The 16778-nt window shown below is 43.2% G+C and carries 11 protein-coding genes and 1 tRNA gene; 6 read left to right on the top strand and 6 right to left on the bottom strand.

The features are described from left to right. Nucleotides 1-30 precede the first annotated feature (30 nt). Nucleotides 31-1071: a glycosyltransferase gene (locus ACXAGR_RS09065; RefSeq protein ID WP_474849447.1), complete on the top strand. Its 1041-nt coding sequence runs from the start codon at nucleotides 31-33 to the stop codon at nucleotides 1069-1071. A 30-nt stretch (nucleotides 1072-1101) separates the two neighbouring features. On the opposite strand, the gene ACXAGR_RS09060 is transcribed toward ACXAGR_RS09065, so the two are convergent. Next, nucleotides 1102-2691 carry a hypothetical protein gene (locus ACXAGR_RS09060; RefSeq protein ID WP_474849445.1) on the bottom strand — a complete coding sequence of 530 codons (1590 nt, stop codon included), beginning with the start codon at nucleotides 2689-2691 and terminating at the stop codon, nucleotides 1102-1104. 258 nt (nucleotides 2692-2949) lie between these two features. Between ACXAGR_RS09060 and ACXAGR_RS09055 the strand changes: the two genes are divergently transcribed. Both ACXAGR_RS09055 and ACXAGR_RS09050 read left to right on the top strand, forming a co-directional pair. Then, on the top strand, nucleotides 2950-3921 hold the full coding sequence (locus ACXAGR_RS09055; RefSeq protein ID WP_474849443.1) for a glycosyltransferase: 972 nt from the start codon (nucleotides 2950-2952) through the stop codon (nucleotides 3919-3921). A gap of 139 nt (nucleotides 3922-4060) precedes the next feature. Next, nucleotides 4061-4137 (top strand) — tRNA-Arg (locus tag ACXAGR_RS09050). Nucleotides 4138-4330: 193 nt separating this feature from the next. Here the strand turns inward: ACXAGR_RS09050 and ACXAGR_RS09045 are convergent. The 3 genes from ACXAGR_RS09045 to ACXAGR_RS09035 form a co-directional block, all read right to left on the bottom strand. After that, nucleotides 4331-5338: a hypothetical protein gene (locus ACXAGR_RS09045; protein ID WP_474849441.1), complete on the bottom strand. Its 1008-nt coding sequence runs from the start codon at nucleotides 5336-5338 to the stop codon at nucleotides 4331-4333. 282 nt (nucleotides 5339-5620) lie between these two features. Next, nucleotides 5621-7396, bottom strand: a complete 1776-nt coding sequence (locus tag ACXAGR_RS09040) for a S8 family peptidase (protein WP_474849439.1) — start codon at nucleotides 7394-7396, stop codon at nucleotides 5621-5623. 10 nt (nucleotides 7397-7406) lie between these two features. Then, on the bottom strand, nucleotides 7407-8402 hold the full coding sequence (locus ACXAGR_RS09035; RefSeq protein ID WP_474849437.1) for a hypothetical protein: 996 nt from the start codon (nucleotides 8400-8402) through the stop codon (nucleotides 7407-7409). 407 nt (nucleotides 8403-8809) lie between these two features. Here ACXAGR_RS09035 and ACXAGR_RS09030 point away from each other — a divergent pair, with 407 nt between their 5' ends. Next, nucleotides 8810-12649 carry an AAA family ATPase gene (locus tag ACXAGR_RS09030; RefSeq protein ID WP_474849435.1) on the top strand — a complete coding sequence of 1280 codons (3840 nt, stop codon included), beginning with the start codon at nucleotides 8810-8812 and terminating at the stop codon, nucleotides 12647-12649. Between the two features lie 93 nt (nucleotides 12650-12742). Here the strand turns inward: ACXAGR_RS09030 and ACXAGR_RS09025 are convergent, their stop codons facing one another. Beyond that, entirely contained in the window at nucleotides 12743-13912 is a 1170-nt protein-coding gene (locus ACXAGR_RS09025; RefSeq protein WP_474849433.1) for a helix-turn-helix domain-containing protein, read from the bottom strand. 98 nt (nucleotides 13913-14010) lie between these two features. On the opposite strand from ACXAGR_RS09025, the gene ACXAGR_RS09020 reads away from it, so the two are divergent. Together ACXAGR_RS09020 and ACXAGR_RS09015 are read left to right on the top strand one after the other, a co-directional pair. After that, nucleotides 14011-14247 carry a hypothetical protein gene (locus ACXAGR_RS09020; RefSeq protein WP_474849431.1) on the top strand — a complete coding sequence of 79 codons (237 nt, stop codon included), beginning with the start codon at nucleotides 14011-14013 and terminating at the stop codon, nucleotides 14245-14247. Nucleotides 14248-14290: 43 nt separating this feature from the next. Next, a complete protein-coding gene (locus ACXAGR_RS09015) occupies nucleotides 14291-14965 on the top strand; it encodes a hypothetical protein (protein ID WP_474849429.1) in 675 nt (224 codons plus the stop codon). Nucleotides 14966-15423: 458 nt separating this feature from the next. On the opposite strand, the gene ACXAGR_RS09010 is transcribed toward ACXAGR_RS09015, so the two are convergent. Next, nucleotides 15424-16716 carry a hypothetical protein gene (locus ACXAGR_RS09010; RefSeq protein WP_474849427.1) on the bottom strand — a complete coding sequence of 431 codons (1293 nt, stop codon included), beginning with the start codon at nucleotides 16714-16716 and terminating at the stop codon, nucleotides 15424-15426. Between the last annotated feature and the right edge of the window lie 62 nt (nucleotides 16717-16778).

Genomic DNA, 16778 nt, shown 5'->3' with positions numbered 1-16778 from the left:
GAACGCTGATTGCATCAATAAGGAAATACTGTGAGTACAAGTAAGCCGCACGTTGTTATTCCGTTAGCATCCAATGCCCGACATTTGCAGCAGGTTTACACCGGTATGGAAGCGCTGGCTGCAAAAGGACACATCAGGCTGGATTATCAGTTCGACTGTCAGCGTCATCACAAAAGCGGGTTGTCATTTACTGTGGATAACCGCTCAGTGTTTGTCGATACAGCCGACTCGCCGGCAATCAGCCAGCAGGATTACGATAAGTGCGATGTCTACTTCAAGCGCACCCTGAAGCCTGAAGATGCGGCGGCAATGAACAAGCTGGAGCCATTCGGGCTGTATTTTGAAATCTATCCGTCAGTCCGTTCCGTGCTCACAACCCGCCGGTACATGGCCTATTCTGACAGCGGCGCATCCAATAAACTGAAAACGTTTATTAAGTCTGTGGATACGGCCAACAAAATGAGCTTTATGCCCCGTGCTGCCCAGTTTGAGAATCCGTATCCGGCCGGCAATACCGTGATGTTTTATGTACGGTTGTGGGACCCGGATTTTGATAAAGAATTTGAAATCAGTGAAGCGGAGGCCGAAGACCGGCGGTTAATTAATTCCCTGCGTATCGCCTGTGTACGCCAGCTGAAAGAACGCTTTGGCGACAGAGCGCTGGTGGGGGTGATGGATGATGCGTATGCCCGCAAGGTTGCACCCGATCTGGTTATCGCTGCAAACGACACTTCTAAACAAAACTATCTGGAAAGAGTAAAGCAGGCGGGCGTGTGCATAGCCTCTACCGGCTTACATGAATCCTTGGGCGCAAAATTTGCGGAATATGTTGCTCTGGGCAAACCTATTGTCAGCGAAGTGTTTAACTACAGCCTGCCCGGCGATATTCAGGATAAACAGAATTACCTGCAATACACCACTGCAGAAGAATGTACTGAGCAGGTAGCCAGCTTGCTGGAATCTCCTGAAGCTATGCAGAAAATGCGTGATGCGAACCTGAACTACTACCGCAATATGCTCACGCCGCAAGCCATAGCACAGCGTATTATCGATACTGCACAGCGCCGCTGAGGCGCTGCTGTATTTCACCATTCGTGTGCGTCAGAACGATTTAATTTCTATGTAGCCACCTTCCTGTGGCCGTAATTCTTCGATTTTTTCCATCGTCGTGACAATAGGGGGCAGCTCCCGGTTGCCGGTAATGGTCACCGCAGAACGGTCGTCGCCGTCACCGGTTTCATCCCGCTTCAGCAGACGGGTATCTTCCGTCACGTTATTGTTCTCAAGGGTGATCACCGGGTGGCCTTCCACCCAGTTTGCATCCGGAATTTCATCTGTCAGCAGTACCGGCTCATTCTCATCTTCAATAAAGGCAATCGAATTATTGCGCAGCGTTACTGAGTGCAGCCCCTGAAAGGTTCTGACAATGGTGCGGCCAAAATCTTCATCTATCAAAAACAGGTTGTTTTCGTACAGCGTATCGCCTCTTGACCCGCTGTTACCGTCACCGCCTGTACGGCTGCCCAGACCCGGCGGGCGCATCAGCATTGTGTTGCCCTTTACCTTAAATTGCTGGCCGGCAAAATCGTATTTCTGATCGTATCCGATAAGCTCTACCAGATATTTCGCCTGAGGATCTTCACCGGATTCAATCCAGTTATTTTCAATGAGTGTGTTTTCAAAACGGGATTTCACACTGTTGCCACGGTTGTCGTGCAGAAAGCTGTCTTTCAACAGAAACTGGCTGCCCGGAAAGCTGTGCTGATCGCTGGCTACGTACACTGCATGTCCCCAGGAGCGGCCCGGCTTCTTACCGCCGCTTTCCGTGACTTCCACATTGATCATCGATAAATTGCCGGAATTACGGTCAGTGGACAGAACACCGGTACTGCAACGGCGAATAAGCACATTCTTCAGTACGGTATTCGTGGCTTCATTCCGGAAACACAGCCCGCCGTCCTGCAGGACCACGTTTTCTATAGTCCAGTTATGAGAATGGCGCACTGCCAGTGTCCAGTTGAAACGCTCTGTCCCGCCCGCAAAGACCGGTCTGTCTCCGGCTTTTTTGGTGTTACCGATAAGCCGGATAGGCAGCGCTTCTGTGCCGGAGATGTTTTTTATCTCAACCGGCTCATATTCGGCATCCGGATCCAGATAAATTGTATCGCCTGCGGCAAGTTGCGGGAGAATGTCCTTCAGCTGACGGTACTGACGGGAAGGGCCCACGTACCAGGTTTCAGGTTTTCTGGGCGTATTGGCGGTTTGTGTTACCCATACAATGCGGTAAATCCCACGGCGGCGCTCACTGTCCGATTCTTTGAATTCCAGACGGTTTGTCCACATTGTATTGTATCTGTCCGGTGCCTGCAGGCTGACCCGCAGCGTGTCGCCGTCTTTTACTTCAACAGGTTGATCTTTCACAGCCGGTGCACCGTTTACTGAAATCGCAATGCCTCTGGCTGTCAGTGTAAGCGGGTATTTGCCTACACCTTTCATGGTAAAGCATTCTTCCACCATTGCGCCGGGTGCCAGTTCCAGTCGGGCCGGCAAATCGGCAGGATGACGTACACGCCACTGATAATCAGACACATCTTTCACCAGACATTCACCGTCAGCCGCGTTTGCCTGTGTAATGCCTGAAAACAATATGGAAAAAAGAAGTGCTGGTACTGCGTGTTGCCATCGGCGCATAGAAATCCCTGTAAAATGGTGTTGCAAGTAAAGCTATACGGGACATTACCCAAATTAGCTTAAACTCACAAGTTACCGGCAGATGACAAAGGCCGTATTTACTGCCTTTTACGGCATACTGCATAGCGTCGTGAATGCTTGAAATACAAAGGCTTCGTTGCTATGTTGCCTGTTCAGGGAATGCCGATGCCTGAAACAGGTGAACAGCTCTAAGCAGTCATCAGCGCTAACACTTACCGATGTGGTATCAGCTAAACAATGAACGTGTATTTCTATTTACCGGAAGATCAGAAACCTGCTCAGTTACCCGCGCAGACCGACTTCACATGGAAAGATTATTCGCTGGGCAAATATTGCTGGGGTCTGCAAACCTATAACCGTTTGCAACTGGCCGGCGTACCCTGTGAACTTACCCACACACTGCCGGAAGAAGGCGTGATTATTGCGCACCGGGCATTCCTGCCGGACTCCATAATTCCAACCCGTAAGCAGGTGCTGGTGTGTATACAGGCCGACTGGAGCCGTCATCCATTTGCCCAGTTGCATATTTGTCAGAATATGGCGCAAACCAAAATGTCCGGTATACCGCGGCCGGAACGGTTCGCCACCGGTGAAACCTATTTCGTGCACCACTGGCCACAACCGGGTATGACGCCCAGAGATTCTGCCCGTGGCAATACCTTTGAGAACATTTACTACTTTGGCCTGGCTGAGAACCTGGCGCCGGAGCTGAAATCAGACGACTGGCATCAGTTCATGGAAGAAAACGGCCTTAAATGGCACCTGGAATCGTCACCGGCAAACTGGCGGGACTACAGTCAGGTAGACGGTGTGTTATTCGCAAGAGACTTCACCGGCAAGAAACACATCAACAAACCCGCCAGCAAATTGTTTAATGCCTGGATCACCGGTGCCATTCCAATTTGTACACCGGAATCTGCTTACGTCGATGAAATTGAAAACGATACCCAGGCCGTCGTAATAAACAACTACGACGATTTAAAAGCCAAACTCGTTGCTCTTAAAAACGACCCCGACCGCATCCGCATTATGCAGCAGCAAGGGGCGGTTAAAGCGAAGCAGTATTACCCCGAAGCCATTGTGCAGGAATGGGAAGCCATTCTGGAGAAGTTAAAACAATACAGGATGAGTCGCGGTCAGTACGCAGCATTCATCACCAAACGCAGCTTCAGCTGGGTGCTGTGTAAGTGCGTGCGCTGGTTAAGATAACAGCAATAAATACAACAGCCGGCTTCTTAAACAACGAATATGCCCTATAACGGATAAATCAGTTGAAGCCGGTGCAATGCATCAGTATCATTAGCGCCCGATTGAGCAGACAACCACTGTCATTCAATCCCCCTTCTACGCACCCGTAGCTCAGCTGGATAGAGCGTTGCCCTCCGGAGGCAAAGGTCATAGGTTCGAATCCTATCGGGTGCGCCATTTTTTTCTGCCTAAACCGTGATCAAAAGTTGATTGTACTGAACTGTCAGTATTGTTGAAATGAGCTTACTACATACAACTCAAAACCTCATTTCATTGCCCTATCAGCTAGAATTGTCAGAGCGTTCAAGTATTACAGACTATTCTGTATTTCTTTAATGGCATAATAATTAGCATCAATGGTAATGAGAAGTTAACCAAGGTTGCCTTCTCGCTGTTTTTCTAATGTTATTGGACCGTCGGTAATGTATTTCGCTCCGGCATTATCCAGATCGTTGAGAATAGAGTTGAGAGTAATACGTCGTTGATTTCTGTCTTTAAACTGATTTATTTCCAAAACTAATAGGCGAATTTTAGTGTCACCGAATACTTCCGAAATGCGCTTAAGGAAGTTATTTTTAAATTCAATGTCCCCACCAAAGAAAGATGTCAGATCGCCTTCGTGAGTATATGTGCTGAATGAATTTAGGTTTTCTTTACTTATAAAATGTTCATAATTCTGAATCCCTGTACCTTTCCTGCGCTCCCTTTTCGTTCCCCATAAGTGTATTCCCTCGATATTTTGACGTATAGCTTGTATTAAATGCAGGACGCGAGCTAATTCTGTGACTTTTTTTCGTGTTAGTTCGTGAGCTCTTAATAGTTGAGGAATATCTAAAGTGAATCGCAGACCTAGTTGTCCCGAATCCATATATTCACTTAGTAATTCCATATCATCAGCTGTTTTGATTAAAAAATGTCTATTTTTTAGTGGCCGGCATCCATTCCGGTTTTCAAGGAGCAGTTGTGTGTTGCTCCATCTTGATTCAATTAGCTCAGTAAATAGGCTAACTCGCTTGATGAATTGTTTCATATCACAATAGTGACTAAACGGTGGATGAATTTCGATAAAGTCCGGCGCAGGTGCCTCATTAACAAAGTCAAAAAGAAAGTGCGCAAATTCTCTTGCCCATTGTTCACTAAACCAAAGAAGTGGTACCTCATTTTCCTGCGCATTCGTTAATTCTGGGTAATTCTCTAGTGCAGGATGTAGAAATCGGCGTTTTGTGGCACTATATTCTGTATGCAAACAGTAACGACTGTAACGATTAAGATCAGCTTGGAGGCTTTGCTTGTCAAAGTGTGCTGAAACTTCGACAATATCTGGTTTAATATCTTTTGGGAATGGTAAACCATGGTATTGAACAGGAACTAGATACATCTATTACTTCACCTCGCGACTTATATGAAATTTCACAAGCTAATAGCGGTTTATCTTAAGGCTACGTTTAAGTAATGCCGGTTAACTATGAGAAAGTGAATTGTTAGCGTAACCATTAGCTAAAAAGGTGCCTGGTTTTATTGAGCACTACACAGTGAAGCTGTAGAGCGAAACATACCGTTAACCTCAATAAACCTATATACTTGATAGTAGCGAGTTTTGAGGCAAGAAGTTCCGGCAACCCGAAAATTTTTTATATTTTCAATGATTGCCGTCCCCAATTTAGTATTTACAACTCTCAGGTCTGTTCTCTTCTCTCGCACCGGCAATATTCATTTCAACTATTTGGTCTGAGCATCCAGCTGCATCGCATAGACGTACTCCATAATCTTTTGTTTCTATATCTACATTATGAAGATAAGTCTCGCCATATACCGATGTGGTTACGACTTGCAGGCTTTTATCTTCCCAACTAGTGCCTGAATCAACACTTACAAGTTCGTAATAGCCATTATTATTATCTGCGCCACCTAAAAATGTTGCCTTGTACAGTTGGCAAATTGGAATGCTTGTACCGAAGTTGTCAATGAACCAGCTTTGTTCACAAGTGTCTGTATCGCTAAGAGCAAAACTAATAGTGTTCATCTCTCCTTTCATCACAGCATCTACAAAAGCGATAGCTGCCATTACATCAGGTACACCAGTGCCACATCTGCTTCCGTCACAAGAAGAGCCTAAAACCTCACCTCTGGCTGTTGCTTTTAGCGCCTGCTTAATAAGCTCTGGACTTGCCCCAGTCATTGACTTAATTGCGGTCGCAAGACCTGCTACGAGAGGTGAAGAGAATGAAGTTCCGTCCCAGAAACAGGCAAATTGAGAGTCGCCTTCTTCACATGGTGCTGCAATCCAGTCTCCTGCAGTAACAAGGTCTAGACCATCACCATAGTTAGAGAACCACTCAAGTTCGCCGTCTTTATCTATGGATCCAACAGAAATTACACCCTCACAGTTGGCTGGGGCAGAGTGTGCCGCAGGCATCGTTTCGTTTCCTGATGACGCTACTATTACCCAGCCTGCTGATATTGCCCGCGAGATGGGCTCCTGTACATATTCCGGGCAACCGTCTTCCGCCAAAGCTCCAATGCTCAAATTGATAACGCCTGGGTTACCTGAATAAGGTTCGATTCCAGCAAACTGTTTACCCAGCAGGTATTCTATGTTGTTTACGGCGTCTGACATGAATCCTATTCCGCAGGTCATAACACGTCCCGCATACAGATTCACATTGTTAGTAATCCCCGCTCCAGCCATATTATTGTTCATTTGCGCAGCGACTGTTCCCGCTACACCAACCCCATGACCATTGCAAATTCCCTGTTCAAGCGAAAGAGGGTTGGGTCGGAAATCCGCATGAGGCTCCTGACGGTCACCATCTTTTTCCAGCGCAGTCGTTGAAAAACTTGCACCCCCAGTGAAAATCACATCTTTGTTGTCAAAGAATGAAGAGTCCATAACCCAGACGTCTACCTTTTCGCCATCGTTAAAATAGTTAGTCTCCTCCCAGGCTTCGATAACATTCATGCCCAGCTTACTTTCATTGCTGCTACCGAGGTAGAATTCCTGCCCACTAAAATCGTTATCATTGACGACTAGTGTCCCGTTCTGATGAATCTCCAAATCGGGCTCGACCAACCCAAAACGCCCGTCTTCAGTCAATGCTTTAGCTACTTCTCTGGCATCGTAACCCAAGCCATCAAGAGTGATAATCTCCATCCTTGTAGATCGATGTACAGATTTGGCCGTTACTACATCGTTAGCGCCTGACTTCTTTGTATTGGAGTCAGTTGTATAGTTGCCTATGCACCAACTGCTTTTACCATCAGGTGTGGGAACACAGCCTGACATTGAAGGAGTCGCTTTCTGTGTCGCGACTTCTGACTTCACAGTGTTCGCTTTAGGCGTGATCACCAAACGAACTTCTTCACCAGCATCTACTGAGAAAGTCACTGCTGAGATTAAGCTCACAAATACCGAAGTTAAAACTGATTTCATTTTCATGTTGATTTCCTTACTCTGGTGCCTGGCATGATGCGCTGCTCTGAGTCAGTTGCGCCATAAATTGATATTCATTGTTGAAAGTCCAAACCCACTCCGCTGAGTAAGCCCCCATCTGCGCATTACCTATAAACTGTGAGAGAAGTAATCCACTTTCTTTATCCAAATTAACTACCCCTAATGGGAGTTCAGGCACCGTGCCTGATGCCAGTGATACCAACTCTTCTAATACTGAATTCACAGGAATAACGAAATCACCTGAAAGCGCCAGAATGTCATCTGTCTTAGCTCTTACCTCAGTTTCGGTGATAGTACTGTCGAGATAACTGTTAACTACCTCACTGCGAGCATTGCTGAAGTTGATCAAATCTGCGCGAGTGGTCAGATTCAAATTCACCGGAAATACCGGGATATCTGCAGTAGGCACTCCTTTCATCTTCAGAATCTTCCTAAGACGCTTGAATAATTCGCGTTCCGGCTCAAGGTTTATAAAGGTCCCTGCTCCCCAGGCAGCAATTTCATAATTAGCCAACGCCTTTTCACCAGAACTGTTGACCAAGCCTGTGCCAATTGTGTAAGAGTCGGTTTGCCCTGCGCTGTCGGTAAAAGTAACAACGATTTCATCGCTACCGTTGTTTTCCAACTCTGGTACAGCAATATTAATCATCGCGCCGTTCGCACTAATGTCGCTGATTGAAACGGATAAGGCGGATGGCAATAATTCTTCAACGGTGGCGGATACGTCACCATTAGCACCTGTAAATGAGACAGAAAGATCAGTAGACGTATTTTCAGCAAGTGAAATCGCCGTATTCTGCGTTGTTACTTTAAAGGCCGTCGGCTGCGGGGTGCCTACATTGGTTCCGCCATCGTCTGGGGTTTGTGGGACATTCGAGTTACTGCTACCGCCTCCGCCACATGCGGTAAGTAGCATTGCTGACATCAACGTGAATGAAGCAATCCTGAAAATTTTGGAAGGGGCGTATGATAAATTGTGAGAGTCTTTCATATTATCTCCGGTTGAGCGAGACGACAGGCACAATGCCGTACGTCAATACCGGAGTTATTTTCCAGATACATCCGCAGCCAGATTGCGGATACAGAGTTTTCATGAACTTTTTTTAAAATATTGCGTTTTTTGTGTATCCGTAACCTGACTGCGGATGACTCAGGTATAAAAGGGTGTCTTTCAGCAAGGATGCTTTGAGTCACTCATGGTCTCAGCAGCAGTGCATAAAAACCTAAGCCATCACTAATACCGAAGTTTATATCATTTTTATCCGAAGCCAGGTTGCGGATACTCAGTTTTCAGAAACTTGAAAAAAATACTGAGTTTTTTGTCTATCCGCAATCAGGGTGCGGATAGCTCAGTAATATAGGCCGGGTTAAATACAGCCAACATACCCGGAGACGCACATGGCCTTAGCTACAGCAAATAAAACCCAGATCCTCAACGCATACTTCGAAACATTCAGTACAGATATAAAGCAAAAGATGCTTGATGGTACAAATCAAAATGAAAAGCTTGCACTTTGCCTTGCGCATTATAAAGGCTGGCTGGATCTGAGTGATGATTTAACTGATATCGTAGATTGCAAGACGATAGAAGACTCAAAGGCACTATTTGGGCTCATTATGATAAACCTGTACATGCCGGTTACAAATACCGTTCTTGACGAAATCAGAACGGTTGGAGCGTCAATGGCGAAAGGTTATCAGGATGTGACTTTTGATAACTTTGTTTCTGATGCCAGAAGACTCTTTAAAAGAGCCAACCATCAAAATGGTTTTGCATTTGATAAGTTTGCAATGTTATGTGGCCCCGAAATATTGTTTGGCGAAGACTCTCCGTCTGACTTCAATGTTGTGTGTCCGTTTTCCGGCGAGATCACCGAATATCCTTTGCACACTCAAAAAGTAAATTCAGAGCGGGCTGTAAAGAGATTGGGCAAGGTAGAAGTTGAAGATCTTTTTAGTAGCGGTGATAAAGAAGTCAGGGAGTTGCTTGACAATATCTGTTGGATAGAGAAGGCATACTGCTTAGAACAAAAAGTACAAAGAATACCGGCAACGGAAGCGATTGGTGAACAACTCTTTGTCGCTGCGGTAGCTGGGAGTGTTGGCTTTATAAAGTATATAGCTTCAGCCATCAGTACACATGCATTTCAGCTAGTTTTCCCCACATCCTGTACTGAATTGCGTAAGCGTCTCTTAGAGCAGGTAGAAAGAAGAACCATTGAAACTTACGAAGGTTCTGTCAGGGGCCCAAGCATCGATTGGTTTACTCACGCAGAGAGAGGGTGCAGAAGTAAATTAAAGCTTGAGCAGTCAGTCTGGGAGTTTTTACGCTGCTTCCTTGCGCGTAGCGAAGATGGGCAGATCATATTTCACGTAGATGAAAATACCACTTTTGATTTGGCTTGCTGGGAGGAGCCTGTTTTATTCGAAGATATCGAGCCAAAGCGATACATTGAAGAAATGCTGAAGCTGAACAAGCTCGAAGTGAGGAAGCCTCCATTTTCATATGTGAAAGCGGTCAAAAAGCGGCTACATGCTAAAGTTAAAGGTCAACATGGAGCAATAGAAAGTGTAGCCTCTTCGCTATCTAATCTTATTGTTAACGGCGGCGATTGCCACCTGGGTACGTCAGTATTTCTCGGCATGAGCGGTACCGGGAAAACGTATCTGGCAGAAGGTATTGCGGAAGCATTTGTAGAAGAGCTTTCTCTCGATTATCAGGTTCAGATACTTAATATGGAGCAGTACAATGACGAACGTGATGTGATGAAATTGTTTGGGGCTGGTTCTCAATATAGCGATTCAGCACTGGGTGAATTGACATTATCGGTGATGAAAAATCCAAGAACCCTTTTTGTTTTTGATGAAATTGAGAAAGCACATCCCAGTGTTATACAAGCGCTACTAACACTGCTCGACAAAGGGCAAGCCAATGACCGAACAGCTATGCGGGCCATAGACTTTTCGCTTTGTCATTTCGTTATCACAACGAATCTTGGCAGTAAGTTAATTGAGCGTTCGTCTGAAAATAACTTAGATGTCAGAGAGTTGCTTACCAATAAGAAAATAAATGGTGGACGCTCGCTGTCTCCTGAAATGGTGAACAGACTGCAGGCCGGTACTATCGCAGTTTTCAAACCTATTAGTGCTGCAACAATGCTCTCAATAGCCAAACAAACGTGCATGGTAACAAGTAAAATGGGGTCTGTGGCATGGCCTGAAAATGTTGAAGAACTGGCAGTTGCTACGCTAGGGGGAAGTGTGTCACCACGTTCACTGGCAACCCAGCTTTCGAAGCTTGAAGGGGACATTACTAATGAACTTGTAGACAAGGTTCCCGAAGGAGAGTTGCGGCTACTTAATAAAATCCGCTTTTCGAATGAAAGTTTCATGGATTCCCAGGATGTAAACGTACGAATTCTTTCGCCGCGAAAGCAACTCGAAAAGTTATCCGACAAAAATATGGACATTCACCGTCAGTTTAATGAGCGTGAATTAGCGGTTGCACTGAAAGGTAATTTTGATGTGCTTTTGGTCGACACTGAAATTTTTTCCGGAGAGATAAGAGAAAGTATCGCTCTGCTGAAAAAGCATACCTCAAAGGTAATTGTGACCTTGGGCAACATCAATCAACAATCTGACGTTGATGCTCTCATTTCTGAAGGCTCGGTTTTTACTCACATCGCATTATCCCGAAATGCATCTTTGGATGATTACAGACAATGTCTGCAAAATATCAAGAGAATTGGTGCGCTGGCCAAATACACAGAACTTTCAATCGCGCGGAACATGAAACCAACCTACTCCTTCGGCTATCAATTTCTTGAAGATGGCATTGAAGTGAACATGAAATCATTCCGTTGCAAGCAGATGGTAAGTACAGAAGATGCTGAGCTTCCATTTATCAATTTTGCCGGAAAGCCGAAAGGTTCATTGGATGACGTTATTGGTCAGGACAGTGAGAAAAGCAAATTGAGAGTGATAGTAAATGCGATGAATAGTGCAGACGTCAATGGAGATGATCGCATTTCTGTTCCAAAGGGATATCTGTTTACAGGCTTACCCGGCACGGGAAAAACTCATATGGCGCGTTGTCTGGCAGCAGAAAGTGATATGTTCTTCTTTAATGTTAACTCAGCAGATCTACTGGTTGGATGCGCAGTTTCAAATGTACAAAAATTGTTTGATGTAGCCAATCGATATGCACCATCGATGATTTTCCTTGATGAAATTGATTCGATAGCGAAAAGCAGACAATCCGTCGGTCACTCTTCAGCTATTGTAGTTAATGCTCTGCTGACTGCTATGGATGGTTTCAAACAGAATTCCGGCAAGGTATTCGTAATGGCTGCCACAAATAATCCACATGAACTGGATACCGCATTAACCAGAGCGGGACGCTTTGAAAGAGCGATTCATTTTAATCTACCCACGAAGACCTCAATTTCAGCCTGTGTTAATGACTGGTTTAAAATGAGAGGCTGTGAACTGTCAGAAGAACTTGATGCAGAGTTAACCTGTCTACTGCAGGGCGCCACAATTGGGAGAATTCGTGAAATTTTCAACAACTCCGTACTCTCTGCAAAGGCCGAAGGGATTGAATGGAAGCCCACAATGCTCATTGAGGCTGTGCGTTCGGCAAAGCTGGGAGTGGTAACCCAGACCGTAAAACAATCAAAACAGCAACTGAAATATACAGCTTATCATGAAGTTGGACATCTAATTGCACATAAACTGCTTCTGCCAGACATCCCTGTTGACTTTGTGTCGATTCAACCTCGTGGGGCGGCTTTAGGCATGGTTGTACCCGGTGGTTCAGATGCTGAACCGCTGCTTTCCCGCAGTCGGGTTAAGGCGTATTTGCAGGTGTTTCTTGCGGGAATTGCTGCTGAGCATATGTTGGGATTAGTGGGGGACGAACAAACTGTTGGCGGAGCTGACGACAGAAGAAAAGCGACGGCTTTGGCCAAAAAGGCGATTGTTCAATGGGGAATGTCAGATTCGTTTGGATTCGCTATGCTTTCTGAGCTAGGCCAAAACGAGGCGGTGATTAACCGTGAGGTAACGCAATGGTTGCAGGAGGCCTACGTAAATGTGCGAATTTTACTTGAAGAAAACTTGGAGTTGCTAAACAGTACCACCGAATGTCTGATTGAAGAAGGGCAATTCAATAAACTGGATATTGAGCAGATTTTTTCTGCTCAGTCTACGGCTAATGGTAATTCTATAGCTGCCTAGGTATAAAGAGCCTGGAAAGAGACACGGATGTCATTTGATTGAATTGTTAGAATACTTGTAGGGGACCAACAAGTTCTTTGTTTAATAAATCGTTTATAACAAAACTTGTTTTTTCCTAAAACTAATCACTGAGAACTTATCGCTTTCCACATCGATGTCACCTATACAAATCAACTCAGCTCCTATTTCGCCTTTTTTAGAGTAATCATGAATTTGGTTGCTGACAAATGCGTTTAGAGATTCAAGATAAAGCCTATTTGTGTATTTGAAAGTATATTCTACTGTGATTTTTGAACGGGATATATTAACGTTGCCGACCCTAAAACTATGAAGAATCATATGGCTAAATGGACAGTAATTTTCGTCAACAAGGGAGATGTCGGACAACTGCTCTATTGCAAGAGAGTACACATATTCTTCAATTTCAGCACGTGAACTCCGAAGAAGGATTTGGACTAACTCAACCCCGTCAGATTGAAAGTTAACAAAATCAATAGCGGCTCTTCTATTTTCTGCAATATTGGCTACAAAAAGTTTGAACACCTTGATTGCCGAAGATTTTTTAATGAATCGAATTGACTCATGCCGAGTCAGGATTTTATTTAAAGTTGATGATGATACTCCGATGTTATCTGCCAGAGCCTCATTTGTAAGCTTCAGCTGATGTTTTAGCTGTTTAATGAGAAATACAAAATCCTCAGCTAAAAACATTTCTATATAGACTTTCCTTTCGCATCTTCTGCAAAATTGTAATTTCAAATCAAAATATTCTGACTTGAAATTACCATCAACAGATATACTTCTCATGTTTTTCCCGTTTGAGTCTTTAATGAAAGACTCTGAAAGATGGCGGGATTTATAGTGAGTTGAGGAAATGAAGGTGGAGCCACAAAACATACATGAGTCGGTACACTTAAAGTCGCACCAATCGTCATAAGGTAGAGGGTATGGCTCTTCGTTCTTTAAACTTAATCTAAATTGATGATTCAGTGTTGATACATGCTTCTCCTGATGAGATTCGTCAGTACTTAAAGGGTAACTATCATAATCTATCAATCTCTTATCTACTTTAGCACCGATAAGCCAATCCTTACCAAATTGCGCTACCAGTCTCTGTAATGTTGAGCTATTAGGTAGGCCTTTAGTATGTCCTCGCAAAAATCTAACTAAAGTCCGTCTCGAAACGTGAGCCTTCGCTGCCGCCTGTGTAATTGTGAGATTCTGTTCTTTGATTGTTCTCAATAGCTCTTCTGAGGACTTCATGAATTTGGACACTTTGGTGGCTAATAAGCTGCATATTGTGTCCATTTCGTGTTTGAAAGTAAAGTAAAGCCATCGAATACGGAATAGGCAGCACACATATGCAAAAAACTTCAGCAAAAAAGAACTTCAACTCGGAACAACTGAATATTGCAGTCCGTGCAATTACCAGAGAGCACAATGTTGGTGAACATTTAGTCAAAGACAGACTAGTCGCAGTGACGATATTTGGAGTCGATAAATCTTCATGTTCTTCACGGCAAATCATCGACATTTGGGATGATCATTGTGCCAACGATTTTGAATATGACTGCGAAGAAATCGGATTAGTAGCGTAAGTCGAAACTGGGCTTTATTAGTTTTTGAAAGGGGACGAAGAGTATGAATCAGTCAGAGCGCAGAAGAAGCATTGAGAACCATCATCTTTCAACGAAGGTTCCGGTTACAATTCCTGAACTGTCGCGTGTTTTCAATGTTTCAGAAAACACTATCAAAGCAGATATGATAGCGCTTGAAATGCTGAACGTTGCATATTGCCTAAACCCAAATGGAAAGCCACAAAAATGGTGTGCTGTGAAGCCAACCAATAAGATGACGATGTCAATCGAGCTGGCCTATGCGCTTAAGCAGGTAGCTGTAACGGCTAAGATTGCCTTGCCAGCTGCACTTTTTGAGCAAATAAAGGAAGTATTTGATGAGGCAAATGATTCGTATCTAAGCAAGCACAAGTCTAACCACCAAAGTAAGGTAGTGCGATTTGAGAGAGGGACATCGCAAATAGATTTTGCAAAACATCTTCATTTGGGAAATATAAATGCAGAAGTACTGGAGTCAGTGAAGTCAGCAATATTCTCAGAAGAAAGTATTTCCATTGTCAGTGGTAACATTGAACAGACTTTGACTGGCTTAGTGGTCAGGGAATTTGACAATAAACTGATTCTCGAGGGTAAAAGAGAGGGTTTTGGAGTGGGAGTCGTGAGAATCTCCTTGCGAGAAATTACCGCTGCTAGAGTGGTTCCACCTTTTACCGATTTTCATGAAAGAAGAGCAGCTTAAGTTCTATTTCATTTCACCAAAACAGAACTGACAACACTGACATCCGCTCTAAAAGTCAGGTTTGTCAGTTAAATACTGAACGTCGATTATTGTTTAAACCCAAATGATAAGCCACAAAAATAATATACTGTGAAGCCAACAAATAAGATGACGATGTCAGTCGAATTTGCTTTTACCGAAAGCTAATAAGCACTTCAGACTTAGTGCTGAAAGCAAGAAACGCTGGCATATTTGTTAATTCTTATTTGAACAGCTGAGAAGAATTTAGCTCAAATCTAATCTGACGCTGGCACCACAAAAACTGGGTAACTGTCAGATCAGGTCTGAGCTAGTACAACTTAAATTTTATATCATGCGCTAAGTTTTTTGTTATTTTGAATGCCTGTCGATATTTCAATGCTGTGTGAGAATCTGTAGTTTTTTTGATAAATTGATAGTAATTGAGTTCATCATGGTCTTTAATGTAATTTGATATGCTTTGAAACTAGCTTGTCGCCTCCACATAACTTGAATAATTCTATGGCGGATATAGGGGAAGGGTAAAAATTTTTAAATTCCATAAAGAATTTTTTATCATCTTCGTCTTCACAATATTTGTCCGAATTTCTAAGATTTTTCGAAATGTTACTGATCATTTCTCTTGTTAAATACTTATTATATTGACTGTCTTGTCTGGTTTCTATTTTTTTCATGCTTACAATAGAGTCAATTAGCACCTTTTCTAACAGTTTCTTCCCCAACGGAGGCGTATCACATGGAACTACGTTATTTTCAGTAATCCGGAAGCATGTTCTTGTACGTTTCAATTCTCTTCCGCTATTATATACTTTATAAATTAATAGATATTTTGCATTAAGCATTCTTGCGGCAAAAACAAGCTGGAAAAGAGGTTCATTATCTACGGTAAAACAAGCAATATCTCTTCCTGAAATGCCATTAATTAGCAAAGGCACATGAATTTTTTGATTAGTTTTATAGTCAATGTATGCTGATTTAAAGCTGATTTTTTCATTCCATGAGAAATTCGAGTCTTCGTAACCCTTTTTATATAAATGATCAAGTAGTGCTTGTAATGATAGAGATGGTTCTCTTTTTTTTACTTCAATATCAATTAAATTTTTACATAAACCTAAAGCAACCCTTTTGTTAATGTACTGCTCTTGAATATCATCCCGCTTTATCCTAGATATTAATCCTTGATTTGTACTTATGTTTGATATATTTGCGATTTCATTTTGGGTTTTTCCTTCATTTATTAATTTGTTAACCATTTCGCTGTAAGGTATTAATATGACTCCCGCAACAATTTCTATGCATGCGTCACAAAAAACTATTGTTGCCAGGTTTTTATCTGGTTTTCCTCTAATTATAGGGGCGGGAAATTTATCTCTGTGAGTGTTGATGAAGACTTTGTAATACTTGGTGCGAACGCTATCGAAAATGTCTGAATAAAACTTCCCACATGTTGCACAATTTCCTGAATAACTTTCATGTACACAGTTATCCTTTATATACATTATTAATGTATTCCTTGATGGCATCGTCCAGTTATTAGCTAAATTCTTTCGAAAGGTGTGATAGGTCTTATAACTTATTTTTAGATCTATATCTCTATTTTTTAAAATGTTGTAAGTAGTAGAGCGACTGAGATTGAAAGCCTCAATTGCATCGTCAGTGCTCCTAATCTTGCTGTTACCACTTTTCAAGAATTCAATTTTATCATCCAACCACTCTCCAACTGTTACAAACATGCTATTTCCTATCCAGAATATTACATATCAAATAATGCATGATGCTGGACTCTGCGTAAAGG

The organism is Alteromonas sp. ABH4_457 (genome assembly GCF_056160625.1).
This window is presented reverse-complemented; position numbering and strand designations above follow the sequence as displayed.

Excerpts from the sequence above, each read along its gene's own strand:
- ACXAGR_RS09060 (WP_474849445.1), bottom strand. The coding sequence starts at position 2,691 with ATGCGCCGATGGCAACACGCAGTACCAGCACTTCTTTTTTCCATATTG.
- ACXAGR_RS09055 (WP_474849443.1), top strand. The coding sequence starts at position 2,950 with ATGAACGTGTATTTCTATTTACCGGAAGATCAGAAACCTGCTCAGTTA.
- ACXAGR_RS09045 (WP_474849441.1), bottom strand. The coding sequence starts at position 5,338 with ATGTATCTAGTTCCTGTTCAATACCATGGTTTACCATTCCCAAAAGAT.
- ACXAGR_RS09040 (WP_474849439.1), bottom strand. The coding sequence starts at position 7,396 with ATGAAAATGAAATCAGTTTTAACTTCGGTATTTGTGAGCTTAATCTCA.
- ACXAGR_RS09035 (WP_474849437.1), bottom strand. The coding sequence starts at position 8,402 with ATGAAAGACTCTCACAATTTATCATACGCCCCTTCCAAAATTTTCAGG.
- ACXAGR_RS09030 (WP_474849435.1), top strand. The coding sequence starts at position 8,810 with ATGGCCTTAGCTACAGCAAATAAAACCCAGATCCTCAACGCATACTTC.
- ACXAGR_RS09025 (WP_474849433.1), bottom strand. The coding sequence starts at position 13,912 with ATGAAGTCCTCAGAAGAGCTATTGAGAACAATCAAAGAACAGAATCTC.
- ACXAGR_RS09020 (WP_474849431.1), top strand. The coding sequence starts at position 14,011 with ATGCAAAAAACTTCAGCAAAAAAGAACTTCAACTCGGAACAACTGAAT.
- ACXAGR_RS09015 (WP_474849429.1), top strand. The coding sequence starts at position 14,291 with ATGAATCAGTCAGAGCGCAGAAGAAGCATTGAGAACCATCATCTTTCA.
- ACXAGR_RS09010 (WP_474849427.1), bottom strand. The coding sequence starts at position 16,716 with ATGTTTGTAACAGTTGGAGAGTGGTTGGATGATAAAATTGAATTCTTG.